This window comes from Pseudomonas sp. HS-18 (assembly GCF_020401845.1).
Lineage (GTDB): Bacteria > Pseudomonadota > Gammaproteobacteria > Pseudomonadales > Pseudomonadaceae > Pseudomonas > Pseudomonas nitroreducens.
Genome location: NZ_CP084413.1, coordinates 744,452 through 767,052 on the forward strand (window position 1 = coordinate 744,452; position 22,601 = coordinate 767,052).

General features: G+C 66.7%; 26 protein-coding genes and 1 riboswitch. Of the genes, 15 read left to right on the forward strand and 11 right to left on the reverse strand.

The window, feature by feature from the left end; genetic code table 11:
* Positions 1–7: 7 nt before the first annotated feature.
* Together mapR and ccoG are read right to left on the reverse strand one after the other, a co-directional pair.
* Positions 8–1,423 (reverse strand): GntR family transcriptional regulator MpaR, encoded by a 1,416-nt coding sequence (mapR, locus tag LDJ84_RS03545; protein WP_024764028.1) that lies wholly within the window; start codon positions 1,421–1,423, stop codon positions 8–10.
* Between the two features lie 86 nt (positions 1,424–1,509).
* The gene (ccoG, locus tag LDJ84_RS03550; RefSeq protein WP_084357996.1) at positions 1,510–2,919 is read right to left on the reverse strand and encodes a cytochrome c oxidase accessory protein CcoG; all 1,410 of its coding nucleotides are present in this window, start codon (positions 2,917–2,919) and stop codon (positions 1,510–1,512) included.
* A 345-nt stretch (positions 2,920–3,264) separates the two neighbouring features.
* Here ccoG and LDJ84_RS03555 point away from each other — a divergent pair, with 345 nt between their 5' ends.
* The 4 genes from LDJ84_RS03555 to LDJ84_RS03570 all read left to right on the forward strand — a co-directional run bounded on the left by LDJ84_RS03555 (position 3,265) and on the right by LDJ84_RS03570 (position 7,379).
* A complete protein-coding gene (locus tag LDJ84_RS03555; protein ID WP_226045908.1) occupies positions 3,265–4,929 on the forward strand; it encodes a nitrite/sulfite reductase in 1,665 nt (554 codons plus the stop codon).
* Positions 4,926–5,414 (forward strand): DUF934 domain-containing protein, encoded by a 489-nt coding sequence (locus LDJ84_RS03560; RefSeq protein WP_024764025.1) that lies wholly within the window; start codon positions 4,926–4,928, stop codon positions 5,412–5,414. The genes LDJ84_RS03555 and LDJ84_RS03560 overlap by 4 nt, the downstream gene beginning before the upstream one ends.
* Positions 5,415–5,554: 140 nt before the next feature.
* Positions 5,555–6,439: a sugar nucleotide-binding protein gene (locus LDJ84_RS03565; protein WP_024764024.1), complete on the forward strand. Its 885-nt coding sequence runs from the start codon at positions 5,555–5,557 to the stop codon at positions 6,437–6,439.
* A complete protein-coding gene (locus LDJ84_RS03570; protein ID WP_084357998.1) occupies positions 6,432–7,379 on the forward strand; it encodes an NAD-dependent epimerase/dehydratase family protein in 948 nt (315 codons plus the stop codon). The genes LDJ84_RS03565 and LDJ84_RS03570 overlap by 8 nt, the downstream gene beginning before the upstream one ends.
* Here LDJ84_RS03570 and LDJ84_RS03575 read toward each other — a convergent pair.
* From LDJ84_RS03575 to LDJ84_RS03600, 6 genes are all read right to left on the reverse strand, one after another.
* On the reverse strand, positions 7,360–7,716 hold the full coding sequence (locus LDJ84_RS03575) for a SirB2 family protein (RefSeq protein WP_226045909.1): 357 nt from the start codon (positions 7,714–7,716) through the stop codon (positions 7,360–7,362). The genes LDJ84_RS03570 and LDJ84_RS03575 overlap by 20 nt on opposite strands.
* A 56-nt stretch (positions 7,717–7,772) precedes the next feature.
* On the reverse strand, positions 7,773–8,477 hold the full coding sequence (locus LDJ84_RS03580; protein WP_024764021.1) for an OmpW family outer membrane protein: 705 nt from the start codon (positions 8,475–8,477) through the stop codon (positions 7,773–7,775).
* A 138-nt stretch (positions 8,478–8,615) separates the two neighbouring features.
* Positions 8,616–9,134 carry a DUF3299 domain-containing protein gene (locus LDJ84_RS03585; RefSeq protein WP_024764020.1) on the reverse strand — a complete coding sequence of 173 codons (519 nt, stop codon included), beginning with the start codon at positions 9,132–9,134 and terminating at the stop codon, positions 8,616–8,618.
* 24 nt (positions 9,135–9,158) lie between these two features.
* Positions 9,159–10,424 (reverse strand): ABC transporter permease, encoded by a 1,266-nt coding sequence (locus LDJ84_RS03590; RefSeq protein WP_024764019.1) that lies wholly within the window; start codon positions 10,422–10,424, stop codon positions 9,159–9,161.
* A 2-nt stretch (positions 10,425–10,426) separates the two neighbouring features.
* Complete coding sequence (locus LDJ84_RS03595; protein WP_024764018.1) at positions 10,427–11,134, reverse strand: ABC transporter ATP-binding protein; 708 nt, start codon at positions 11,132–11,134, stop codon at positions 10,427–10,429.
* Between the two features lie 15 nt (positions 11,135–11,149).
* A complete protein-coding gene (locus LDJ84_RS03600) occupies positions 11,150–11,719 on the reverse strand; it encodes a DUF2796 domain-containing protein (RefSeq protein ID WP_024764017.1) in 570 nt (189 codons plus the stop codon).
* A 129-nt stretch (positions 11,720–11,848) separates the two neighbouring features.
* Here LDJ84_RS03600 and LDJ84_RS03605 point away from each other — a divergent pair, with 129 nt between their 5' ends.
* Positions 11,849–12,202: a hypothetical protein gene (locus tag LDJ84_RS03605; protein WP_226045910.1), complete on the forward strand. Its 354-nt coding sequence runs from the start codon at positions 11,849–11,851 to the stop codon at positions 12,200–12,202.
* A gap of 45 nt (positions 12,203–12,247) precedes the next feature.
* On the opposite strand, the gene trxA is transcribed toward LDJ84_RS03605, so the two are convergent.
* From trxA to LDJ84_RS03620, 3 genes are all read right to left on the reverse strand, one after another.
* The gene (gene trxA / locus LDJ84_RS03610; protein WP_024764015.1) at positions 12,248–13,117 is read right to left on the reverse strand and encodes a thioredoxin; all 870 of its coding nucleotides are present in this window, start codon (positions 13,115–13,117) and stop codon (positions 12,248–12,250) included.
* A gap of 154 nt (positions 13,118–13,271) precedes the next feature.
* Positions 13,272–13,928, reverse strand: coding sequence for a class I SAM-dependent methyltransferase (locus LDJ84_RS03615; protein ID WP_170859985.1), 657 nt, complete (start codon positions 13,926–13,928; stop codon positions 13,272–13,274).
* Positions 13,925–14,392: a YbaY family lipoprotein gene (locus LDJ84_RS03620; RefSeq protein WP_024764013.1), complete on the reverse strand. Its 468-nt coding sequence runs from the start codon at positions 14,390–14,392 to the stop codon at positions 13,925–13,927. Before LDJ84_RS03620 ends, LDJ84_RS03615 begins: the two co-directional genes overlap by 4 nt.
* 136 nt (positions 14,393–14,528) lie before the next feature.
* Between LDJ84_RS03620 and nrdR the strand changes: the two genes are divergently transcribed.
* The 10 genes from nrdR to LDJ84_RS03670 all read left to right on the forward strand — a co-directional run bounded on the left by nrdR (position 14,529) and on the right by LDJ84_RS03670 (position 22,592).
* The gene (nrdR, locus tag LDJ84_RS03625) at positions 14,529–14,993 is read left to right on the forward strand and encodes a transcriptional regulator NrdR (protein WP_024764012.1); all 465 of its coding nucleotides are present in this window, start codon (positions 14,529–14,531) and stop codon (positions 14,991–14,993) included.
* Entirely contained in the window at positions 14,990–16,108 is a 1,119-nt protein-coding gene (gene ribD, locus LDJ84_RS03630; protein WP_226045911.1) for a bifunctional diaminohydroxyphosphoribosylaminopyrimidine deaminase/5-amino-6-(5-phosphoribosylamino)uracil reductase RibD, read from the forward strand. Before nrdR ends, ribD begins: the two co-directional genes overlap by 4 nt.
* Positions 16,109–16,230: 122 nt before the next feature.
* Positions 16,231–16,393: riboswitch (FMN riboswitch) on the forward strand.
* A gap of 155 nt (positions 16,394–16,548) precedes the next feature.
* Positions 16,549–17,217, forward strand: a complete 669-nt coding sequence (locus LDJ84_RS03635; RefSeq protein WP_024764011.1) for a riboflavin synthase — start codon at positions 16,549–16,551, stop codon at positions 17,215–17,217.
* A 16-nt stretch (positions 17,218–17,233) separates the two neighbouring features.
* A complete protein-coding gene (gene ribBA / locus LDJ84_RS03640; protein ID WP_065084351.1) occupies positions 17,234–18,340 on the forward strand; it encodes a bifunctional 3,4-dihydroxy-2-butanone-4-phosphate synthase/GTP cyclohydrolase II in 1,107 nt (368 codons plus the stop codon).
* A gap of 230 nt (positions 18,341–18,570) precedes the next feature.
* Positions 18,571–19,047: a 6,7-dimethyl-8-ribityllumazine synthase gene (gene ribE, locus LDJ84_RS03645; protein WP_065084350.1), complete on the forward strand. Its 477-nt coding sequence runs from the start codon at positions 18,571–18,573 to the stop codon at positions 19,045–19,047.
* Positions 19,044–19,523, forward strand: a complete 480-nt coding sequence (nusB, locus tag LDJ84_RS03650; protein WP_024764009.1) for a transcription antitermination factor NusB — start codon at positions 19,044–19,046, stop codon at positions 19,521–19,523. The genes ribE and nusB overlap by 4 nt, the downstream gene beginning before the upstream one ends.
* Positions 19,524–19,670: 147 nt before the next feature.
* Positions 19,671–20,630 (forward strand): thiamine-phosphate kinase, encoded by a 960-nt coding sequence (gene thiL / locus LDJ84_RS03655; protein WP_193452646.1) that lies wholly within the window; start codon positions 19,671–19,673, stop codon positions 20,628–20,630.
* A 2-nt stretch (positions 20,631–20,632) separates the two neighbouring features.
* On the forward strand, positions 20,633–21,148 hold the full coding sequence (locus LDJ84_RS03660; protein WP_024764007.1) for a phosphatidylglycerophosphatase A: 516 nt from the start codon (positions 20,633–20,635) through the stop codon (positions 21,146–21,148).
* A 9-nt stretch (positions 21,149–21,157) separates the two neighbouring features.
* Positions 21,158–21,943: a substrate-binding periplasmic protein gene (locus tag LDJ84_RS03665; protein WP_226045912.1), complete on the forward strand. Its 786-nt coding sequence runs from the start codon at positions 21,158–21,160 to the stop codon at positions 21,941–21,943.
* 4 nt (positions 21,944–21,947) lie between these two features.
* Positions 21,948–22,592 (forward strand): TIGR02281 family clan AA aspartic protease, encoded by a 645-nt coding sequence (locus LDJ84_RS03670; protein WP_024764005.1) that lies wholly within the window; start codon positions 21,948–21,950, stop codon positions 22,590–22,592.
* Positions 22,593–22,601: the final 9 nt, after the last annotated feature.

The following is a 22,601-nucleotide window of genomic DNA, read 5'->3' on the forward strand; positions in this document are numbered from 1 at the left end:
CGAACCTTCAGCCCTGCAGCGAGTGGATGATCCGTCCCAGGGTCTCCATCGCCTGTTCGCTGGTGGCGGTCCATGGATGCCCGTAGTTCAGGCGCAGGCAGTGGCCGAAGCGCCGCGTCGCCGAGAAGATCGGCCCGGGTGCGAGGCTGATGCCCTGGGCGTGGGCGAGCTGGAACAGCTTGAGCGCGTCGATCTGCTCGGGCAGTTCCAGCCAGAGGAAGTAGCCGCCGCTGGGGCGGGTGACGCGGGTGGCGGCGGGGAAGTGCCGGGCCACGGCGGCGAGCATCGCGTGCTGCTGGCTTTCCAGCGCGTGGCGGAGCTTGCGCAAGTGGCGGTCGTAGCCGCCGTGTTGCAGGTAGTCGGCGATGGCAGCCTGCGCTGGCACGGAGGCCGACAGGCTGGTCATCAGCTTGAGCCGCTCGATCTGCTCGGCGTAGCGCCCGCCGGCCACCCAGCCCACGCGGTAACCGGGCGCCAGGCTCTTGGAAAAGGAGCTGCAATGCATGAACAGGCCCTCGGTGTCGAAGGCCTTCACCGGCTTGGGTGCCTGGGCGGCGAAGTACAACTCGGCGTAGACGTCGTCCTCGATCAGCGGCACCTGGTGCCGGGTCAGCAGGGCGGCGAGGGCGCGTTTCTTCTCCTCGCTCATGCTGGCGCCCAGCGGGTTCTGGAAGTTGCTCATGAACCAGCAGGCCTTGATCGGCAGGCGCGCCAGGCTGTCGGCGAGCACGTCGAGGTCGATGCCTTCGCGCGGGTGCACGGGGATCTCAACCGCTTTCAGTTTCAGCCGTTCCAGCACCTGCAGGCTGGCGTAGAAGGCCGGGGCTTCGATGGCCACGAGGTCGCCGGGTTGGGTCACCACCTGCAGGCACAGGTTGAGCGCTTCCAGCGCGCCGTTGGTGACCACCAGTTCCTCCACCGGCAGCGGCATGCCGCCGACCATGTAACGCAGGGCGATCTGCCGGCGCAGGGCGTGGCTGCCGGGGGCGAGGTCAGCCACCACCGAACGCGGGTCCATGTCGCGCACAGCGTGTGCCATGGAGCGCGCCAGGCGCGGCAGGGGGAACAACTCCGGCGCCGGGAAGGCCGAGCCGAACGGCACGGTGTCCGGGTCCTTGATCGAGCTGAGCACCGAGAACACCAGTTCGCTGACGTCCACCTCGGTGGTCTGCGCGTCGTGGCGGGCGATTTCCGGCTCGGCCAGGGCGCGCTGCACGTGCTCGCGGACGAAGTAGCCGGAGCGCGCGCGGGCGACGATCAGGCCTCGGTCCTCCAGCAGGTAATACGCCTGGAACACCGTCGAAGCGCTGACCCCGTAGGTGCGGCTGGCGTGCCGCACCGAGGGGACTTTCTGGCCGGGGGCGAGTACGCCGCTGCGGATCAGGCCGGCGATCTCGTCGGCGAATTTCTCGTAGCGCTTCATCTTGTCCTGCGGGGCGCCCTGGGCGGTGGTGGAATCCGCCCACTGTAGGCGTTGCGCCGAGGTCACGCCAAGCTCCCGTGTCATGCTCAGCGCCTCGGCGAGACGAAGGTACTGGCGGCGTCGATGGCTTCATGGCCGTCGCTGATCCTGAAGTGCAGCGGCAGCGAACCACCGGCGCTGCTCTGCGCTTCGCTGGCGACCGAGACGGCGAAGTCGCGGATCTCGCCCGGCTGCAGCATCAGTTCCGGCACGCCTTGCAGGCGGTAGCCGGCTCCATCGGCGAGGCTCAGCTGGTAGTGCTGCGGTTGCTGGGTCTTGTTGATCAGCTTGAGGTTGTAGATGTTCTCAATCTCGCCGGCGGCGTTCTCGCGGAACAGGCCACGGTCGCGGGCGACGTCGAGGTTGATCAGCGGCCGGGCTTCCAGCGCCCAGATGAATGCGCCGATCATCACCAGCAGCACCGCCGCGTAGCCGATCAGGCGCGGGCGCAGCAGGTGGGTCTTGCCGCCCTCCAGCGCGCGCTCGGAGGTGTAGCGCACCAGGCCGCGGTCATAGCCCATCTTGTCCATCACCGAGTCGCAGGCGTCGATGCAGGCGGCGCAGCCGATGCAGGCTATCTGCAGGCCGTCGCGGATGTCGATGCCAGTGGGGCAGACCTGTACGCACTGGTGGCAGTCGATGCAGTCGCCCAGGCCGAGGGCCTTGGGATCGGCGTCCTTCTTGCGCGCGCCACGGGACTCGCCGCGCGCCGCGTCGTAGGAAATGATCAGGGTGTCCTTGTCGAACATCACGCTCTGGAAGCGCGAGTACGGGCACATGTGGATGCACACCTGTTCGCGCAGCCAGCCGGCGTTGGCGTAGGTGGCGGCGGCGAAGAAGGCCACCCAGAAGGTGCTTTCCAGGTCGAGTTTGAAAGTGAGCAGATCCATCACCAGCGGGCGCACCGGCGTGAAGTAGCCGATGAAGGTGATCGCCGTGGCCAGGCTGACCAGCAGCCAGAGGCCGTGCTTGGCGCTTTTGCGCAGGACTTTCTCCGTGCTGACCGGGCCCGCGTCCCGCTTCATGCGCTGGTTGCGGTCGCCTTCGGTGACCTGCTCGGCCCACATGAAGATCCAGGTCCACACGCTCTGCGGACAGGTGTAGCCGCACCAGACGCGGCCGGCGAACACGGTGATGAAGAACAGGCCGAAGGCGGCGATGATCAGGATAGCCGAGAGCAGGATGAAGTCCTGCGGCCAGAAGGTCGCGCCGAAGATGTAGAACTTGCGCTCGGGCAGGTCCCAGAGCACCGCCTGGCGGCCGTTCCACTGCAGCCACAGGGTGCCGAAGAAAAGCAGGAACAACAGCGCACCGCCTAGGCGGCGGAGATCGCGGAAACGTCCGGCGAAGCGCTTGGTGTAGACCGTCGGGGTGACCGCCGACAGTGGTTTCGGCGGCGGGGTGAAGCGTTGCGGTGCGTCGATCTCGATGACCTTCGCGGGGATTCTTTCGCTCATTATCGTGGCCCATCAGGCAGAAGAGGCGCCGCGACTGTACGAACCGGTCTGCACCCGAAACAGATTCAGGTTCGCCGGAAAAAACCATATCAGATGGTGAAATTCGCTCCGCACCGCGCCGTTGCAGGGTTGGTGCCACGCGCCATGAGACGGCTGATCGGGCCTGTTGCGGCAACCGGTCGCAGGCCCGCCGGGGGAGGCCTCTCCCGCATCTGATCCGGTTTTTCCCGTGTTATCTGCCGCTGTTTTGCACAACAGCCGCCGGCCATAGTTCGGTCAACCGCAATGTGGCGCGCCCGACGACAGAAGCAGGCTGCCACGCAACGATCCGAAGGTGGCCTGGCGATGTACCGATACGACGATTACGACCGCGCCCTGGTGCGTGAACGGGTGGCGCAGTTCCGCGACCAGGTGCAGCGGCGCCTGAGCGATGAGCTGAGCGAAGAGGAATTCCTGCCGCTGCGCCTGCAGAACGGCCTGTACCTGCAGAAGCACGCCTACATGCTGCGGGTGGCGATTCCCTACGGCACCCTGTCCAGCGAGCAGATGCGCACCCTGGCCTGGATCGCCCGCGAGCACGACCGCGGCTACGGCCACTTCACCACGCGGCAGAACATCCAGTTCAACTGGGTGGAACTGGAGCGCGTGCCGGACATACTCGAACGCCTCGCCGAGGTCGAGATGCACGCCATCCAGACCTCCGGCAACTGCGTGCGCAATATCACCACCGAGGCCTTCGCCGGGGTCGCCGCCGACGAGTTCCTCGACCCGCGCCCACTGGCGGAAATCCTTCGCCAGTGGTCCACGGTGAACCCCGAATTCCTCTTCCTGCCGCGCAAGTTCAAGATCGCCCTCTGCGCTGCCGAGGAAGACCGCGCGGCGGTGATGATGCACGACATCGGCCTCTACCTGCGCCGCGCTGAAGATGGCGAGCTGCGGCTGAAGGTGCTGGTGGGAGGCGGGCTGGGGCGCACGCCGATGCTGGGCCAGGTGATCCGCGACGACCTGCCCTGGTGGCACCTGCTGTCCTACGTCGAGGCCATCCTGCGCGTGTACAACCGCCACGGCCGGCGCGACAACAAATACAAGGCGCGGATCAAGATCCTGGTGAAGGCGCTGGGTATCGAGGCGTTTTCCCGCGAAGTGGAAGAAGAGTGGCAGCACCTGCGCGATGGCGAGGCGCAGTTGACGCTCGATGAGTACCAACGCGTCGCAGCGGCATTCGATCCGCCGTTCTACGCGCCTTCCGACGAGCTTGCTTACGGCTCTGCGCTGGCTGCCGACGCGGCGTTCGCTCGTTGGGTCTCGCGTAACGTGCGCCCGCACCGCGTGGCGGGGTACGCCAGCGTAGTGCTGTCCACCAAGCCGGGTGCCGAGGCGCCGCCAGGCGATGCCACTGCTGAACAGATGGAGCGGGTAGCCGACTGGGCCGAGCGCTACGGCTTCGGCGAAATCCGTGTCGCCCACGAACAGAACCTGGTGCTGCCGGACGTTCGCAAGGCCGATCTCCACGCCCTGTGGCAGGAGGCTTGTGCCGCTGGGCTGGGTACACCGAACCAGGGCCTGCTGACCGACATCATCGCCTGCCCCGGTGGCGATTTCTGCGCGTTGGCCAACGCCAAGTCGATCCCCATCGCCCAGGGCATCCAGCAACGCTTCGAGGACCTGGACTACCTGCACGACCTGGGCGACCTCAGCCTGAACATCTCCGGCTGCATGAACGCCTGCGGCCACCACCACATCGGCAACATCGGCATCCTTGGCGTGGATAAGAACGGCAGCGAGTGGTACCAGATCACCCTGGGGGGCGCGCAGGGCGTGAAGAGTGCGCTGGGCAAGGTGATCGGCCCATCGTTCAGTGCCGCCGAGGTGCCGGATGTGATCGAGGCGCTGGTGCAGACCTACGTGGAGCAGCGCGGCGCTGGCGAGCGCTTCGTCGAGACGGTCGAGCGCATCGGCCTGGAGCCTTTCAAGGCGCGGGTCTACCGCCAGGCGGAGGAACCGGCATGAAGAACCTGATTCGCCTGCGCGATGGTGTGGCCGAGCTGGCGCCGAATGATCCCTGGACCTTGCTGCGCGAGGTGCCGGAGGAACTGTCCGAAGGCCGACTGATCCTGCCGTTGAAGAGCTGGCTGGCGCTGGAGTCCGGTGACGGTTACGGCGTCTGGCTGGCGCCGGACGAAGACCCCGAGGAGTTGATCTGGCGGCTGAAGGAGCCGGCGCTGATCGCCATCGATTTCCCCAGCTTCCGCGACGGCCGCGGCTACAGCCTGGCCTACCTGCTGCGCAGCCGCCTGGGCTGGCGCGGCGAGTTGCGCGCGGTGGGCGATGTGTTGCGCGACCAGCTGGCGCACCTGCGCCAGTGCGGTTTCGACACCTTTGCCGTGCGCGAGGACAAGTCCGTGGAAGACGCCTTGAAGGGGCTCGCAGGGCTCAGCGTACTCTACGGGCGCTCGGTCATCGAGCCGCGCCCGCTGTTCCGGCGACGCTCCTAGGACGTCACTATCGCGCACGGCCAGGGCTGCAGTGGGTCGGCCAAGCTTGACGCTGTGCCGGGGGGCAGGAAAAATGCGGGCATCATCCACGGCGCCCCGCGCGCCGCTGGTAACCCACGTATTCGAGTGACCCCCAGAATATGCGCATGCGCCTGATGCTGTTGGGTGGCGGTAATGCCCTTGGACAGGCGCTGATCCGCCTGGGCGCCGAGGAAGACATCGGCTTCCTCGCCCCCCGACCGCCCGACCAGGGATGGGACGCCGCCAGCCTCACCGTGCTGCTGGACGAGACCCGTCCCGACGCGGTGATCAACCTTGCCTACTACTTCGACTGGTTCCAGGCCGAGGCTGTCGAGGCCGCCCGCCTGGCCAGCCAGGAGCGCGCGGTGGAGCGTCTGGCCGAACTCTGCCAGCACCACGAAATCCTGCTGATCCAGCCCTCCAGCTACCGCATATTCGATGGCGCCCGCGCCACTGCCTATAGCGAGAAGGACGAGCCGCTGCCGCTCGGCCCGCGTGGCCAGGCGCTGTGGCGCATGGAACAGTGGGTGCGGGCGACCTGCCCGCGCCACGTGCTGCTGCGTTTCGGCTGGCTGCTCGATGACAGCGCCAATGGCGTGCTCGGCCGCTTCCTCGAACGGGCGGAAAAGGAGCAGGTGCTGTTCCTCGCCGACGATCGGCGCGGCAACCCGACCCCGGTGGACGATGCCGCCCGGGTGATCCTCTCGGTACTCAAACAGCTCGACTGCCAGGCGCCGCTCTGGGGCACCTACCATTACGGCGGCCTGGAAGCGACCACCACCCTGTCCCTGGGCCAGGTGGTGCTCGGCGAGGCGCGCGCCTTCCGTGCGCTGGCCGTCCAGGAACCGAGCCCGCAGGCCCATGCCGCGCGCCCCGATGCCGGTGACGAACCGCAGCACGCGGTGCTCGCCTGCAAGAAGATCCTCCACACCTTCGGTATCAAGCCGCGCGCCTGGCGCGCCGGCCTGCCCGCCCTGCTGGACCGTTACTACCGCCATGTCTGATCGCCTCATTCCTTCCGCGCAGCCCATCCTCATCACCGGCGGCGCGGGGTTCATCGGTTCCCATCTGGCGGATGCCTTGCTGGCGCAAGGGTTTGCCGTGCGCGTGCTGGATGACCTGTCCACCGGCAAGCGCGCGAACCTCGATCCGCGCGTCGAGTTGATCGTCGGTGATGTCGCCGATGAAGCCGCGCTGCGCGGTGCGGTGAGCGGTTGTCAGGGCGTCGTGCACCTGGCGGCGATCGCTTCGGTGCAGGCCTCGGTGGAAGACCCGGTGGGCACCCACCGCGCCAACTTCATCGGCACCCTGAACCTCTGCGAGGCCATGCGCCAGGAAGGCATCCATCGGGTGCTGTTTGCTTCCAGCGCGGCGGTCTACGGACAGAACGGCGAAGGCAGCGCCATCGACGAGGACGTGGTCAAGGCGCCACTGACGCCCTACGCCTCGGACAAGCTGGCCAGCGAGTACTACCTGGACTTTTATCGCCGCGAGCACGCGCTGGAGCCGGCGATCTTCCGCTTCTTCAACGTCTACGGTCCGCGCCAGGATCCGTCTTCGCCGTATTCCGGGGTGATCAGCATCTTTGCCCAGCGCGCCGAGCAGGGCTTGCCGATCACCGTGTTCGGCGACGGCGAGCAGACCCGCGATTTCATCTACGTCGGTGATCTGGTGAAGCTGCTGATGACCGCGCTACTGGCGGACGAGGTGGCCGAGTCTGCGATCAACGTCGGCCTGGACCAGTCCACCAGCCTGAACCAGCTGCTGGCCGAGATTGGCAAACTCACCGGCGGCCTGCCGCCGGTCACCTACCAGCCGGCGCGCCACGGCGATATCCGCCATTCCCGCGCCGACAACCGCCGCCTGCTGGCGCGCTATCGCCTGGATGAGCCGACGCCGCTGGCCGAAGGCCTGGCCCAGCTGATCACCACCAGGGTTTGTTGATTGCCAGGAAGAAAACGCCTGCCAGCGAATTCAGGGCGAGCACGCTGAAGACTGCCTTGGGTGCCCGCGAGGTACTGCGCAGGGCGAAGGCTGCGAGCAGGATATAGAGCACCAGCAGGCCGATCTTCACCTGCAGCCAGACCGGCAGCGGCCAGGGCATCGCCAGGTGCACCAGGCCCAGGGCGCTGAGCAGCAGCAGGGTGTCGATCAGGTGAGGCAGGCCGCGCTGCCAGCCCGAGGGCCGTTTGCCCCACCAGCTCAGTCCCAGTCGCAACAGGAAAAGGGCGGTGCTGATGATGGCGAGGCTGACGTGCAGTGCTTTGAGTTCGAGATACATACCGGTTCCCTGAAAATGAAAAAGGCGCCCTTGGGCGCCTTTTCATGTTTGCTCCGTTAGAAACGGTAGCCGAAACCGACCATGTAAACCCAGGGGTCGACGTCGACATCGACCTTGGTTTTCTGGATGCCCAGTGCGGACGGGCCGTCGACACTGGCCTTGGTGTCGATGTCCATATACCAGACTGCGGCGTTGACGAAGGCGTGCTCGTTGAGCATGTAGTCCATGCCCAGTTCAGCGGCCAGGCCCCAGGAGTCCTGCAGCTTCAGGTTGCTGAAGCCCTGGTCCTTGCGAGCACCGGTGAGGTCTTCGTCGAAGAAGGTGGTGTAGTTGACGCCGAGTCCGCCGTAAGGCTGGAAGGCCGAGTTGGTACCACCCATGGGGTAGTACTGCAGGAGCACGGTCGGCGGCAGCTGCTTGATGTCGGCGAGCTTGCCATCGAGACCGCCGCCCAGGCCTTTTACATCGACCTGATGCTTGAACGGAGTAGCGGCGACCAGCTCCACGCCGATCTTGTCGGTGAGCAGGTAGGCGAAGGTCAGACCCAACTGGGTGTCGCTATCGACGGTGGCCTTGGTGCCGCTGGCTTTTACGCCATCGAACTTGAGGGCGCTGCTGCTATCGTCCGGCGCAACGGTGGCGATACCGCCGCGGACGAGGAAGTCGCCAGCCTGGTGGCCACGGATGTCGGCGGCCTGGGCTGCGATCGGTGCTGCGACGGCGAGTGAGAGAAGCGAGGCGGTGAGCCAGGACTTACGCATGATGAGCTCCAATATCTCTTTGGTATAAGTGTTGGTGCTCAGAATAGTAGAGAGCGCTAAAAGCGCTCTTTTGATTTGGCTCAATAAAGACCCCAAGCTTCCCATGGCAAAGGCGTGCGGCAAGATGCCGCATGGTCGTCACTGCCCGGTGTATTCGTAGGGTTCGATGCTGCTGGCCTGCATCTGGTAGCCGGCCTCGGCGAGGTCGCTCTCCACCGCTTTCACGCTCAGCGTGCCGATGATCCAGAACGGCTGGTAAAGCTCGTCGACTTTTACACCCTTGCCGCCTCGAACATAGACGATCTGGTTGGACGGCGGCGGTGGCACGTGGATGCACGCGCCGTAGTAGGGCACCAGCAGGAAGTCGCGGACGGTCTGGCCGTCTTCCTCGACTTCCAGCGGCACGATGTAGCCCGGCATCTTCACCTGCTGGCCATCCAGCGCCTTGACCACCGGGGCGTCGGGTGTCTGTTGCTTCACCGCCGGGCCGCTCTCGGCGTTGAGCACGTCGGAGAGCTTGGACATGTCATGCAGCGGCACGGGCGGTGGAGGCGGCGGCGCGCCCTCGGGGATCAGCTCGGGCCAGGTCAGCTCGCGCGGCGCCGCCCAGACGGCGGCGCTGGTGAGCATCAGCAGCAGGAACAGCAGACGGCGCATGGGACTTCTCTGTAAGGGGCTGGCTCAGAGGCGGATCGACAGGCCATCGGCCAGCGATTGCCGATAGGCACGCCACGCCGGCACACAGCCGATCAGCAGCGCGGCCAGAAGTATGCCGCCCAGCAGCGACCATTCATAGGCGCTGGGCAGCGCCAGTGGCAGGAAGATGCCGTAGTTCGCCTGCACGTAGGCCTGGCTGCCGGCGACGCCGGCATACAGCAGCCCGACGCCCAGCGTTACGCCGGCCAGCGCCAGGGCAAAGGCTTCGGCCACCAGCAGGCTGAAGATGTGCCAGGGGCGTGCGCCCACCGAGCGCAGGATGGCCATTTCCCGGCGGCGCTCGTTGAGGCTGGTGAGAATGGCCGTGAGCATGCCGATCAGGCCTGTCAGTACGACGAACAGCGAGACCACGAACAGTGCCTTCTCCGCCGTGCCCATCAACCCCCAGAGTTCCTGCAACGCCACGCCGGGGAGAATCGCCATCAGCGGCTCGCCGTCGTATTCGTTGATCTGCCGCTGCAGGGTGAAGGTGGCGACCTTGCTCTTGAGGCCCAGCAGGAAAGCGGTGATGGCCTTGGGCTGCAGGTCCATCGTCCGCGCCTGGTCCTCGCTGATACGCCCGGCGCCACGGGCCGGTACGCCGTTCTTCCAGTCGACGTGCAACGCTTCCATGCCCTGCAGGGAAATGTGCAGGGTGCGGTCCACCGGAGTGCCGGTGCGCTTGAGGATGCCGACCACGGTGAACGGCTTGTCGTCGTGCTGCACCAGGCTGATGGTGCTGACGCCGTGGGCCAGGACGATCTTGTCACCCAGCTTGTAGTGCAACGCTTGGGCCACTTCGGCACCGAGCACCACATCGAACAGGTCCTGGCCGAACGGCCGGCCTTCGGACAGTTCCAGCATCTGCCCGCGGCCGAAGCGGTAGTGCTCGAAATAGCCGGTGTCGGTCCCCATGACGCGGTAGCCGCGGTGCGAGTCGCCCAGGGAAATCGGGATCGCCCACTTCACCAGGGGGCTGTGGGTGACGGTTTCGTAGCTTTCCCAACGGATGTTGTTGGTGGCATTGCCGATGCGGAACACCGAGTAGAGCAGCAGGTTCACCGAGCCCGAGCGCGCGCCGACGATCAGGTCGGTGCCGGAGATGGTGCTGGCGAAGCTGGCCTTGGCCTCGGTGCGTACGCGCTCCACCGCCAGCAGCAGGCAGGCGGAGAGGGCGATGGCGAAGATGGTCAGCAGCGCGGTGAAGCGGCGGTTGGAGAGGCTGGCGAGCGCCAGGCGCAACAGGTACATGCTCAGATTCCCGGGGCGCGGGCGGCGCGGTTGAGGTCGGCGAGCGAGACGCTGCGGTCGAACAGCGGCGCCAGGCTCTGGTCATGGCTGACGAACAGCAGGCTGGCGCCGGCCTCGCGGCATTCGGCGAACAGCAACTGGAGGAAGGCTTCGCGGGCGTCGGCGTCCAGTGCCGAGGTGGGCTCGTCGGCGATCACCAGTTCCGGCTGGCCGATCAGCGCTCGGGCAGCGGCGACGCGCTGCTGCTGGCCGATGGACAGGCTGTCGGCGCGGCGCTCGATCAGCGTCGCCTCGCCCAGCCCCAGGTGCTTGAGCAGTGCCTCGGCAGCCTTGGTCACGCTGCCATGGCGCAAGGTGGCCCGTTCGGCGCGGCTGTGGGAGAAATGACAGGGCAGTTCGACGTTCTCGCGGACCGAGAGAAATGGCAGCAGGTTGAACTGCTGGAAGATGTAGCCGGTGTGGTCGACGCGGAAATGATCGCGGCGCGCCGACTTCATCTGCGCGATGTCCTCGCCCAGCAGCTTCACGCTGCCGCGCTGCGGGCGCTGCACACCGCCGAGCAGGCCGAGCAGGGTGGTCTTGCCGCTGCCGGAGGGCCCCTTGAGGAACAGGGTTTCGCCGCGGGCCAGGGTGAAGGCGGGAATGTCCAGCAGCTCCGCCTGGCCGGGCCAGGCGAAGCCGAGGTTGTCGAGTGCGAGCAATGCGGTCATTTCAGCGCGTCGTGATCAGAAGTTCAGGGTCGGGTTGGCGGCGGTCAATTCTGCACCTTGCTGGCCGCTCGGGCCGATCAGTTGTACCTGAATCTTCTGGGTCGCCGGGAAGCGCTTGAACAGCGGCGCGAAGTCGAGAGTGGCCAGGTCCTGCGGTTGGGCGCAGGTCAGCTGGTAGTGGGCGTCGATATCGGCGTGGTGGTGGCCTTCGTGTTCGTCATGGTCGCCGTCGTCATGGTCATGCTCTTCTGCCTTGGGCGCATCGCCGAACAGCGGGCTGGAAAGCTCCACCGACTGCACGCTGCACTTGGCCGAGGCGGGCAGGGCAAGCAGTTGCAGCGGTTGCTTGAGCTGGGCCTGCACGGTGGCGACCGTGGCCTTGTCGGCGTCGCTGGTGGCGGCATGCTCGAAGCCGACGAAGTTCATCGCCGGGCTGTCCACCTGCAGTTCCAAGGTCTTGCCGTCGAGGGCAACGTTGAGCTGGGCGACGCCATGCTCGTGCTTGCCGAGGCTGCCGTGTTCATGTTCGTCGTGGGCTTGGGCCGCGAGGGGCAGCAGGGCGACAGCGAGGAGCAGGGGGCGCATGGGAGACTCCGGTCTGATGAATGATTTTGTTACGTTATAACAGATGAAAAATTAAGGCCAGCTTAGCGTGCGTTTGGCGTGGCGCCGATGCCGTGGGAGCATGCGCGAAACCGCGTGAGGAGAAGGGCGATGCTGAGAATCAAGGGCACCATCGGCGACTGGCCGGTGGACCTGACTGTGGAGATGGATGACGCCGACTGGACCCGGCTGGCGCAGAGCCTGCCGGTCGCGGCCGTTGTGCCGTCCGCGCCGGCTACCGCTCAGCCAGCCGCTGCTGGCCCGGCGGACAAGCTATGGCTGGCCGCGCAGGACCTGTTGCGCCGCAGCGGCAGCACGGAAGGGCCGGAGTTGATGGATGAGCTGGAAGCGCTGGCGGGCAGCACGGGAGCGGCGAAGGGATTGCTAGTGCGCCTGCGGCACAGCCCGCAGGTGAAGATCGAGGTGCGCGATGGCGTGCAGGTCTTCACCTGGGCAGATGAGTAGCCGGGAGACTACAGAAAGAAAAGGCGCCTCGCGGCGCCCTTTTCATCAATACAGCAGATTCGCCAGCTTGCGGCGGTAGGCGATCACCAGCGGGTGATCGTTGCCCAGCAGGTCGAACACCTGGACCAGCGTCTTGCGCGGCAGGTCCTCGCCGTAGCCGCGGTTGCGCGCGAAGAGCTTGAGCAGGGCATCCAGTGCCGCCTCGTACTGCTGGCGCGCCAGTTGCTGCACGGCCAGCTGGTAGGTGGCTTCGTCGTCGTTGGCGTCAGCGGCCAGGCGGGTCTTCAGGGTAGCGGCGTCGGGCAGGTCGGCAGCCTGGCGCAAAAAGGTCAGCTGGGCCTTGGCGGCGGCCAGCGCCTGCTTGTGGTCGTCGCTCTTCACCGCGTCGAGCACGGTTTCGGCTTCACCCAACTCACCGCGCTCGGCGAGGCAGCGGGCGTAGAGGATCAGCGCCGCAGCGTTGCTGTTGTCTTCGCCCAACAGGACTTTGAGCTGCGCTTCGGCCTCGGCGAAACGACCTTCGTTGAAGGCTGCCTGCGCCAGCTCCAGCGGGTTGCCGGCGGCCGGGGCGGGCGGCTGGACGTGCTGCTCCAGCATCTGGCGGATCGCCGATTCCGGCTGCGCACCGGCGAAGCCGTCCACCGGCTGGCCGTCCTTGAACAGCACCACGGTGGGCAGGCTGCGGATGCCGAAGCGCATCACGATGTCCTGCTCGACGTCGCAGTTGACCTTGGCCAGCAGCAGCTCGCCCTGGTACGACTCGGTGATCTGCGCCAGCAGCGGCATCAGCGCCTTGCACGGGGCGCACCAGTCGGCCCAGAAGTCGACCAGCACCGGCTTGTGGAAGGAGTTCTCGATGACGACCTGATCGAAGTTGGCGATGCTGGCGTCGAAGATGTAGGGCGTATCGCTCATGGGAAATCTCGAATCGAGTGGGGCGATGAAGGTGGTTGCCACTATAAGTGGGGGCGCTGCCTGACGGAAACAACCCGCCCGGTCGGGCAGCGTAATTCCCATCAGGAGCAATATGGGACGGTGATACGGCCGGGAAGGCCCCAGCGTGCCGATGTCACCCGCGGCGTGCGTGATACAGGCTTACATGGCGGAATTCGGCCGGCTCGGCCAGGTCCGGCCAGGTGCAACCGTCGAGTATGCCCAGGCGCTGGTACAGCGGATGGCTGAAGTCGCGGACCCGCGAATCCGCCACCAGGGCTTCGCGGCCGCGGCTGAGGAACTCGTCCAGCAGCGGCAGGTTGGCGCGGTCGTAGAGCACGTCGGCGACGATGATCAGATCAAAGCGGTCCTCTTCCTGGAAGAAGTCCGCCGAGTAGGTCAGCTCCACGCCATTGAGCTCGGCGTTGGCGCGGCAGGCGTCCAGCGCCAGCGGGTCGAGGTCGCAGGCCACTACCTCGGCGGCACCGGCCTTGGCGGCGGCGATGGCGGCGATGCCCGAGCCCGCGCCGAAGTCCAGCACGCGCTTGCCGCGCACCCATTCGGGTTTGTCGGCCAACCAGTGTGCCAGCACCAGGCCGCTGGCCCAGCAGAAGCACCAGTAGGGCGGCTCTTCGAGGATGCGCCGGGTCTCGTCGGGGCTGAACTCGCGGTCCATGTTGTTCGCATCGATCAGCCACAGGTCGATGTCGGTACCCGGCAGGCGTTCTGCGCACAGGCGTGCGTCGCCGAGCAGTTCGCCCAGGGCCTGTTGCAGGGAAAACGGTGGCGTCACGGTGCGCGCTCCAGCCGCAGTTCGCCCAGAGCGCGGGTTTCCGGTTGGGTGATGCGCACCGGCGGCAGGCGCCAGGCCAGTTGGCCGGACTGCGAGACGCGGCCATGCAGTTCCACGCGGGCATTGGCCGGGAAGGACTGCGGATTGAAGATCAGCCGGAAGGGCAGCGCCTGGCCGTTGGCGATGAGCTTCTCGCTGGAAAGCAGTTGTTGCGGACGGTCGCGCTCGTCGATCACCAGCAGCGCGACTTCCACTTCACTACCCGCCGGCAGGTAGCCCTGGGAGCTGCTGAGCTGGCCGGAGAGGGCACGCATGTGCGCCGGCACCGGTTCCAGTGCGGCAGGCGCCGAGTTCTTCGGTGCGGGCGCCGGCGCAGCGGCGGGCACGGGTTTTTCGCTGGCGCAGGCGGCCAGCAGGGCGGTGAGGGACAAGCAGAGCAGGCGGGTGTACATGGCGGGCTCCATCGCGGCAGATTCCAGGCGGGCGCTTATATAGCGTAATGCCTGCGGCTTGTCTGCGGGGAGCAGGGTTTCTTCGGCCAGGCGATGCGCTACCATGGCCCCTTACCTCTTCCTCCGACAAGACTGCCCAAGACTCGCCATGCATTGTCCTTTCTGCGGCGCTCACGACACCAAAGTCATCGATTCGCGCCTGGTCGCCGAGGGCGACCAGGTCCGCCGGCGCCGCGAGTGCCTGGCCTGCGGCGAGCGTTTCACCACCTTCGAGACCGCCGAGCTGGTCATGCCGCGCCTGATCAAACAGGACGGCAGCCGCCAACCTTTCGACGAGGACAAGCTGCGCGCCGGCATGCAGCGCGCGCTGGAGAAGCGCCCGGTGAGCATCGAGCGGCTGGAAGAGGCGCTGGCGCACATCAAGCACAAGCTGCGCGCCACCGGCGAGCGCGAGATCAAGTCGCGGGTGCTGGGCGAGCTGGTGATGGCCGAGCTGCAGAAGCTCGATGAAGTCGCCTACATCCGCTTCGCCTCGGTCTACCGCCGCTTCCAGGACCTCAACGAGTTCCGCGAGGAAATCGAGCGCCTGGCCCGGGAGCCGGCGAAAGAATGAGCGGCGTCGATTCCGTGAACTGCCCGGATGAAGCCTGGATGGCCCGCGCCATCGAGCTGGCCCGCAAGGGCTGGTACACGACCCATCCCAACCCTCGCGTCGGCTGCGTCATCGTCCGCGATGGCGAAATCGTCGGCGAAGGCTGGCATGTGCGCGCCGGCGAGCCTCACGCCGAGGTCCACGCCCTGCGCCAGGCCGGCGACAAGGCCCGTGGCGCCACCGCCTACGTCACCCTGGAACCCTGCAGCCACTTCGGTCGTACGCCGCCCTGCGCCGACGCCTTGATCGGCGCCGGCCTCGCCCGCGTGGTCGCGGCCATGCAGGACCCGAACCCGCAGGTCGCGGGCAGCGGCATGCGGCGCCTTGCCGAAGCCGGTATCGAGGTGCGCTCCGGCGTGCTGGAAAACGAAGCCCGCGCCCTCAACCAGGGCTTCCTCAAGCGCATGGAGACCGGCCTGCCCTTCGTCCGCGTGAAGCTGGCGATGAGCCTGGACGGCCGCACCGCCATGGCCAGCGGCGAGAGCCAGTGGATCACCGGCCCGGCCGCGCGCCGCGCCGTGCAGCGCCTGCGCGCGCAGGCCAGCGTAGTGCTCTCCGGCGCCGATACCGTGCTGACCGACGACGCCCGTCTGACCGTACGCCCGGATGAGTTGGGCCTGGACGCCGAGCAGACCGAGCTGGCCTCGCAGCGCCAGCCGCTGCGCGTGCTGATCGACGGGCGCCTGCGGGTGCCGCTGACCGCTACTTTCTTCCAGGCCGGTCCGGCGCTGGTGGTGAGCACCCAGGACGACCCGAACTACGCGGTGGTCGGCCACGAACTGCTCAACCTTGCCGGCCTCGACGGCCAGGTCGACCTGCTGGCACTGCTGAGCGAACTCGGCCGCCGTGGGGTCAACGAAGTGCTGGTGGAAGCCGGCCCGCGCCTGGCCGGCGCCTTTGCCCGCCTCGGACTGGTGGACGAATACAGCATCTTCATGGCGCCCAAGCTGCTCGGTTCCTCCGCGCGGCCGCTGCTGGAGCTGCCGCTGGAGCGCATGAGCGAATCCCGCGAGCTGAAGATCGTCGACATCCGCGCCGTGGGTGACGACTGGCTGGTCACCGCCAGACCGCTGTGATGGCGCGCCGGCGTAGCCCTCGCCGGCCAGTCGGCGGACGCGCAGTGATCAATAGGAAGCTTCCGACTTGCGCCGGCCTGTGGTAAAACGCCACACGCGGTCGACGCTGTAACGACCGCGATTGACGTTCTCAGGGCGGGGTGCAAGTCCCCACCGGCGGTAATGACGCGCAATGCGTCTAGCCCGCGAGCGCCTGTCCAGACCGGTTCGCCGGATGGCCAGGGTCAGCAGACCCGGTGTGATTCCGGGGCCGACGGTCATAGTCCGGATGAAGAGAGAACGGGATAGCCATCGGGGCGTGCCTGCGCGCGTCCGAGAAGTCCCTTCGATCCGATACGCCCTGTTTTCTAACGAAAAACAGGAGTTCGCCTCATGCAATACCTTTCCCTGTTGGCTTCGCGGGCCTGTCGGCCGGCTGCCTTCTCCGTGTGGGAGGCAACATGTTCACCGGCATAATCGAATCCATCGGAACCATCGCATCCATCACCCCGAAAGGCGGTGACGTGCGCCTGTACGTGAAGACCGGCAAGCTCGACCTCGGCGACGTCAAGCTGGGCGACAGCATCGCCGTCAACGGCATCTGCCTGACTGCGGTCGAGCTGCCCGGCGACGGCTTCTGGGCCGACGTCAGCCGCGAGACCCTGGCGCGCACCGCGTTCGCGCAGCTCAAGATCGGCAGCCGGGTGAACCTGGAAAAGGCCCTGACCCCGACCACCCGCCTGGGCGGCCACCTGGTCAGCGGCCACGTCGACGGCGTCGGCGAGATCGTCAAGCGCGAGGAAAACGCCCGCGCCATCCAGTTCACCGTGCGCGCACCGCGCGAGCTGGCCAAGTACATCGCGCTCAAGGGCTCGATCACCGTGGACGGCACCAGCCTGACGGTGAACGCGGTCAACGGCGCCGAGTTCGAACTGACCATCGTCCCGCACACCGTGCAGGAGACGATCATGGCCGACTACCGCGGTGGCCGCCTGGTCAACCTCGAAGTGGACCTGCTGGCGCGCTACCTGGAGCGCCTGCTGCTCGGCGACAAGGCGGCTGAACCCAGCGCCGGCGCCGGCGGCATCACCGAAGCATTCCTGGCCGACAACGGCTTCCTGAAACACTGAAAAGGCTCGTCCCCGTATGGCACTCAACAGCATTGAAGAACTGCTCGACGACATGCGTCAGGGCAAGATGGTCATCCTCATGGATGACGAGGACCGCGAGAACGAGGGCGACCTGATCATCGCCTCCGAGTGTGTCCGCACCGAAGACATCAACTTCATGGCCCGCTTTGCCCGCGGCCTGATCTGCATGCCGATGACCCGCGAGCGCTGCGAGCGCTTGGGGCTCCCGCTGATGGTGCAGCGCAACGGTTCCGGCTTCGGCACCAAGTTCACCGTCTCCATCGAGGCCGCCGAAGGCGTCACCACCGGCATCTCCGCCGCCGACCGCGCCCGCACCGTGCAGGCTGCCGCGGCGAAGAACGCCGTCGCTGCCGACATCGTCAGCCCCGGCCACATCTTCCCGCTGATGTCCCAGCCCGGTGGCGTGCTGGCTCGCGCCGGCCACACCGAAGCCGCCTGCGACCTGGCGCGCATGGCCGGCTTCGAGCCGTCCGGGGTGATCTGCGAGATCATGAACGACGACGGCACCATGGCCCGTCGCCCGGAACTGGAAGAGTTCGCCCAGCAGCACGGCATCAAGATCGGCACCATCGCCGACCTGATCCACTACCGCCTGATCCACGAGCGCACCGTCGAGCGCCTCGCCGAGCAGCCGCTGGATACCGAGCTGGGCCAGTTCAACCTGATCACCTACCGCGACTCCGTGGAAGGCGACGTGCACCTGGCGCTGACCCTGGGCAAGGTCTGCGCGGAAGAGCCGACCCTGGTACGCGTGCACAACCCCGACCCGCTGCGCGACCTGCTGATGGTCAACCAGGCGGGTCGCTGGAGCCTGCGTGCGGCCATGGCCAAGGTAGCCGAGGCCGGCACCGGCGTGGTCCTGCTGCTGGGCCACCAGGTTGGCGGCGATGACCTGCTGGCGCACGTCCGCGAGATCACCAATACCCCGGCGCCCGCGCAGAAGCCGACCACCACCTACAGCACCGTGGGTGCCGGTTCGCAGATCCTGCGCGACCTGGGCGTGCGCAAGATGCGCCTGATGTCGGCACCGATGCGCTTCAATGCGATATCCGGCTTCGACCTGGAAGTAGTAGAATATCTGCCCGCTGACGGGCAGCCCTGATCGCTGCTGCGCTTGGTCAGGCCGCGTTGGAAGCCGCCTCAAAATGCTCATTTACTTCAGTAAACTGCGCTTTTTCGGCGACTTCCGCCTTGCCGGACCTGCGCTCGCGACGCGCTCAGGACTACCCGAATGAACCTCGCCGCCGTGCCCTGGCACGGCGGTGCCGTTCTTCTACCCTATTTGCGGAGCGTCACGCTGACGCTCCGGCTCTTTAACAGTGAGACTTGTCCATGACCCTGAAGACCATCGAAGGTACCTTCATCGCCCCCAAAGGCCGCTTCGCCCTGGTGGTTGGCCGCTTCAACAGCTTCGTGGTGGAAAGCCTGGTGGAAGGCGCCATTGACGCGCTGGTGCGCCACGGCGTTGCCCAGAGCGACATCACCGTGATCCGTGCTCCGGGCGCCTTCGAAATCCCGCTGGTGACGCAGAAAGTCGCCCAGCGCGGCGAGTTCGACGCCATCATCGCCCTCGGTGCGGTGATCCGTGGCGGTACCCCGCACTTTGAATACGTTGCCGGTGAGTGCACCAAGGGCCTGGCGCAGGTTTCCCTGCAGTTCGGCGTGCCGGTCGCCTTCGGCGTCCTGACTGTCGACTCCATCGAACAAGCCATCGAGCGCTCCGGCACCAAGGCCGGCAACAAAGGCGCCGAGGCAGCCCTGTCCGCCCTGGAAATGGTGAGCCTGCTGTCGCAGCTGGAGGCCAAGTGAGCACCCAGGACGGCAACACCCCGGCCAAGCCCGCCAAGCCGAACAAGATCGCCATGCGTCGCAAGGCCCGCAGCCTCGCGGTGCAGGCCCTGTATTCCTGGCAGATGGCAGGCCAGCCGCTCAACGAGATCGAGGCGACCTTCCGTACCGACAACGATTTCAGCGATGTCGACGGCGCCTACTTCCACGAGATCCTGCACGGCGTGCCGCGCCTGAAGACCGATCTGGACGAGGAATTCACGCCCTGCCTGGACCGTGCGCTGGAAGAGATCGACCCGGTGGAGCTGGCCATCCTGCGCCTGGCCACCTACGAGCTGCGCAATCGCCTGGACGTGCCGTACAAGGTCGTCATCAACGAAGGCATCGAGCTGGCCAAGACCTTCGGCGCCACGGACGGACACAAGTTCGTCAACGGCGTGCTGGACAAGCTCGCTCCGCGCCTGCGCGCCGCCGAACTTCGGGGCGCCAAGCGCTGAGAGCCTGCCCATGATCCTACTGCGAGACCGTGATCGGAGCTCATGCGCTGCTCGGAAGCCTCATCTATGGCTCATAAACTCCGGTTCCTGCGCTGCTCTTCGCTCCGCTGACGGCCTCTCGCTACAGATCCTGAACAGGTTCTGAGCATGGGTGAGTTCGAGCTGATCCGTCGCTACTTCGCCTCGGCCGCCTGTGCGGCCGGCGGCGAGGCAGTGGCTCTGGGGATCGGCGACGACTGCGCGCTCCTGGCGCCCCGGGCCGGCGAACAGCTGGCGATTTCCACCGACACGCTCGTGGTCGGTGTGCATTTTCCCACCGTCTGCGATCCCTTCCTGCTCGGCCAGCGTGCCCTGGCGGTGTCTGCCAGCGACCTGGCGGCCATGGGCGCTTCGCCCATCGGCTTCACCCTCGCCCTGACCCTGCCCGAGGCCGATCCGGCCTGGCTGGAGGGCTTTGCCCGTGGTTTGAACCAGAAGGCGCAGGAGTGCTCGCTGGCACTGATCGGCGGCGATACCACCCGCGGGCCGCTGGCGATGACCGTCACCGTGTTCGGCGGCGTGCCCGCCGGGCAGGCGCTGACCCGCTCCGGTGCGCGTCCCGGTGACCTGCTCTGTGTCGGCGGCCCGCTGGGCGAGGCGGGCGGAGCATTGCCGCTGGTGCTCGGCGAGATGACCGCCGAGCCGTCCGTCGCCGAGCCGCTGCTGGCGCGCTACTGGTCGCCGCAACCGCAGCTGGACTTCGGCCAGGCGTTGCGTGGCAAGGCGTCGGCGGCGCTGGATATTTCCGATGGGCTGCTGGCCGACTGCGGGCATATCGCCCGTGCTTCGGGCGTAGCGCTGGTCGTCGAGGCTGAAAAGCTGCCGCCCAGCCCCGCGCTGGAAGCCCTGCTGGGCGCCGAGCGGGCATTGCAGCTCAAACTGGGCGCTGGCGACGACTATGTCCTGGCCTTCACGCTGCCGCCTGAGCACCTGTCGGCGCTTTCGGCGAACTGGCCGCTGCTGTGCGTGGTCGGTAGGGTGGAAGCCGGTTCGGGCGTGTGCGTGCTCGACGGCAACGGTGCCGATATCACGCCGCGTCAGGGCGGCTACCTGCATTTCATGGAGTGACCGTGACAGAACACCCCAACCAGGCCCCGGCCCAACCCGTGCCCCATTCGGTATGGCGCAATCCCTGGCATTTCCTGGCCTTCGGCTTCGGCTCGGGCACCCTGCCGAAGGCGCCGGGCACCTGGGGTTCGCTGGTTGCGCTACCCTTCATACCACTCTGGCAGATGCTGCCGGACTGGGGTTACTGGCTGATGCTGGGCGTCACCATGCTGTTCGGCTTCTGGCTGTGCGGCAAGGTCGCCGACGACCTGCGCGTGCACGATCACGAAGGCATCGTCTGGGACGAGATGGTCGGCATGTGGATCACCCTCTGGCTGGTGCCGGAAGGCTGGTGGTGGCTGCTGGTCGGCTTCGCGGTGTTCCGCATCATCGACATCGCCAAGCCCTGGCCGATCAGCTGGATCGACCGCAACGTCCATGGCGGTGTCGGCATCATGCTGGACGATGTGCTGGCCGGCGTTTTCGCCTGGCTGGTGATGCAAGGCCTGACATGGGGTTGGGCCCACTGGCTGATCTGAGGACGTTCGATGCGCCGACTGCTGTGCCTGCTCCTGTGCCTGTGCTGGCTGCCGGCGATGGCCGTGCCCGCGGCCGCGGCTGCTGACAAGCCCGCCCGGACGCTTGCGGGTGTTCCCGGGGAAATCCAGGTGGTCAGCGAGGTCTGGGTCAACTACACCCAGGCTGACGGTCGTGGCCTGGCCTGGGACCTGTTGCGGGCCATCTACGAGCCAGAAGGCGTACGCCTGAAACTGCGCAGCGAGCCCTACGTCCGCTCGGTCGGGCTGGTGCAGCGCGCCGAGGCGGATGCCTGGGTAGGTTCCTACCGCCACGAAATCGACAACATCATCTATCCGCACTGGCCTTATGACGTCGACCCCATCGGTGCGCTGGGCCTGAACACTTCTCCCCAACCGACGCTCGCCACGCTGGATAGCTACCGCCTGGCCTGGATGCGCGGCTACGCCTTCGACCGCTATCTCGATCACCTGAAGCAGCGCAATGAATTGCAGCGGCGCAGCTCGGCGCTGCCGATGCTCGATGGCCACCGCATCGACTACTTCATCGATGCCCGCCCCGAGCTGGAAGAGATGATCGAGGCCAAGGGTGTCGACGCCAGCGTCTACCACATCACCGATGTCGGCTCGATTCCGCTGTATCTTGGCTTCGCCAACAACGACCGCGGGCGGGCGCTGGCGAAGCTCTACGATTCGCGCATGCAGGCGCTTTACCGCAGCGGCGAGCTGGAGCGCATCTTTGCTCGCTGGCACTGGCCCTACGCCCCGCTGAAACCACTGCTGCCGCCCAAGGAGTGATCGAATGCGCCTGTCCGCCCTGATCTGCCTGTCCCTGTGTTCCATCGCTGCCGTGGCAGCCCCGCAGGTGCAGGTGGTCGGTCTGTTCCCCGGTGCTGCGGTGCTCAATATCGACGGCCAGCGCAAGCTGGTGAAAGTCGGCCAGAGCGGCCCGGAAGGCGTACAGGTGGTCAGCGCCGACAGCCACAAGGCGGTACTGCGTATCGGCGGGGTCGAGCAGACCTATGAGCTGAGCCGCGAGTACAACAGCGGCGGCTATGCCGCGCCCTCCGCCCGCACCGAGATGAGTATCGCCCGCGGCACCGGCGGCCACTATTGGGTGGCGGGCACCATCAACAACCAGAACGCGCAGTTCCTGGTGGATACCGGCGCCACCTCTATCGCCATGAACGAAGGCGAGGCCCGGCGCCTGGGGATCGATTACCGCGCCAGCGGTACGCCGATGATGGTCTCCACGGCCAGCGGCACCGTCAGGAGCTGGCGGGTGATGCTCAACAGCGTGAAGCTGGGCGGTATCGAGTTGCTGGGCGTCGAGGCGGCGGTGGTCGAAGGCGATTACCCCACCGAGATTCTCCTGGGTATGAGCTTCCTCAACCGCGTCGGCTGGCGGGAGGAACAGGGCATGATGTACATCCAGGCCAAGCACTGACGGCAGGGC

Coding starts and splice junctions, on each gene's coding strand:
- ribE (WP_065084350.1), top strand. CDS start 18,571: ATGACCCTGAAGACCATCGAAGGTACCTTCATCGCCCCCAAAGGCCGC.
- trxA (WP_024764015.1), bottom strand. CDS start 13,117: ATGAGCGATACGCCCTACATCTTCGACGCCAGCATCGCCAACTTCGAT.
- LDJ84_RS03555 (WP_226045908.1), top strand. CDS start 3,265: ATGTACCGATACGACGATTACGACCGCGCCCTGGTGCGTGAACGGGTG.
- LDJ84_RS03595 (WP_024764018.1), bottom strand. CDS start 11,134: ATGACCGCATTGCTCGCACTCGACAACCTCGGCTTCGCCTGGCCCGGC.
- LDJ84_RS03600 (WP_024764017.1), bottom strand. CDS start 11,719: ATGCGCCCCCTGCTCCTCGCTGTCGCCCTGCTGCCCCTCGCGGCCCAA.
- ribD (WP_226045911.1), top strand. CDS start 14,990: ATGAGCGGCGTCGATTCCGTGAACTGCCCGGATGAAGCCTGGATGGCC.
- LDJ84_RS03670 (WP_024764005.1), top strand. CDS start 21,948: ATGCGCCTGTCCGCCCTGATCTGCCTGTCCCTGTGTTCCATCGCTGCC.
- LDJ84_RS03665 (WP_226045912.1), top strand. CDS start 21,158: ATGCGCCGACTGCTGTGCCTGCTCCTGTGCCTGTGCTGGCTGCCGGCG.
- mapR (WP_024764028.1), bottom strand. CDS start 1,423: ATGAAGCGCTACGAGAAATTCGCCGACGAGATCGCCGGCCTGATCCGC.
- ribBA (WP_065084351.1), top strand. CDS start 17,234: ATGGCACTCAACAGCATTGAAGAACTGCTCGACGACATGCGTCAGGGC.
- LDJ84_RS03560 (WP_024764025.1), top strand. CDS start 4,926: ATGAAGAACCTGATTCGCCTGCGCGATGGTGTGGCCGAGCTGGCGCCG.
- LDJ84_RS03570 (WP_084357998.1), top strand. CDS start 6,432: ATGTCTGATCGCCTCATTCCTTCCGCGCAGCCCATCCTCATCACCGGC.
- LDJ84_RS03580 (WP_024764021.1), bottom strand. CDS start 8,477: ATGCGTAAGTCCTGGCTCACCGCCTCGCTTCTCTCACTCGCCGTCGCA.
- LDJ84_RS03575 (WP_226045909.1), bottom strand. CDS start 7,716: ATGTATCTCGAACTCAAAGCACTGCACGTCAGCCTCGCCATCATCAGC.
- LDJ84_RS03590 (WP_024764019.1), bottom strand. CDS start 10,424: ATGTACCTGTTGCGCCTGGCGCTCGCCAGCCTCTCCAACCGCCGCTTC.
- nrdR (WP_024764012.1), top strand. CDS start 14,529: ATGCATTGTCCTTTCTGCGGCGCTCACGACACCAAAGTCATCGATTCG.
- LDJ84_RS03635 (WP_024764011.1), top strand. CDS start 16,549: ATGTTCACCGGCATAATCGAATCCATCGGAACCATCGCATCCATCACC.
- LDJ84_RS03605 (WP_226045910.1), top strand. CDS start 11,849: ATGCTGAGAATCAAGGGCACCATCGGCGACTGGCCGGTGGACCTGACT.
- ccoG (WP_084357996.1), bottom strand. CDS start 2,919: ATGAGCGAAAGAATCCCCGCGAAGGTCATCGAGATCGACGCACCGCAA.
- LDJ84_RS03620 (WP_024764013.1), bottom strand. CDS start 14,392: ATGGAGCCCGCCATGTACACCCGCCTGCTCTGCTTGTCCCTCACCGCC.
- LDJ84_RS03585 (WP_024764020.1), bottom strand. CDS start 9,134: ATGCGCCGTCTGCTGTTCCTGCTGCTGATGCTCACCAGCGCCGCCGTC.
- thiL (WP_193452646.1), top strand. CDS start 19,671: ATGGGTGAGTTCGAGCTGATCCGTCGCTACTTCGCCTCGGCCGCCTGT.
- LDJ84_RS03565 (WP_024764024.1), top strand. CDS start 5,555: ATGCGCATGCGCCTGATGCTGTTGGGTGGCGGTAATGCCCTTGGACAG.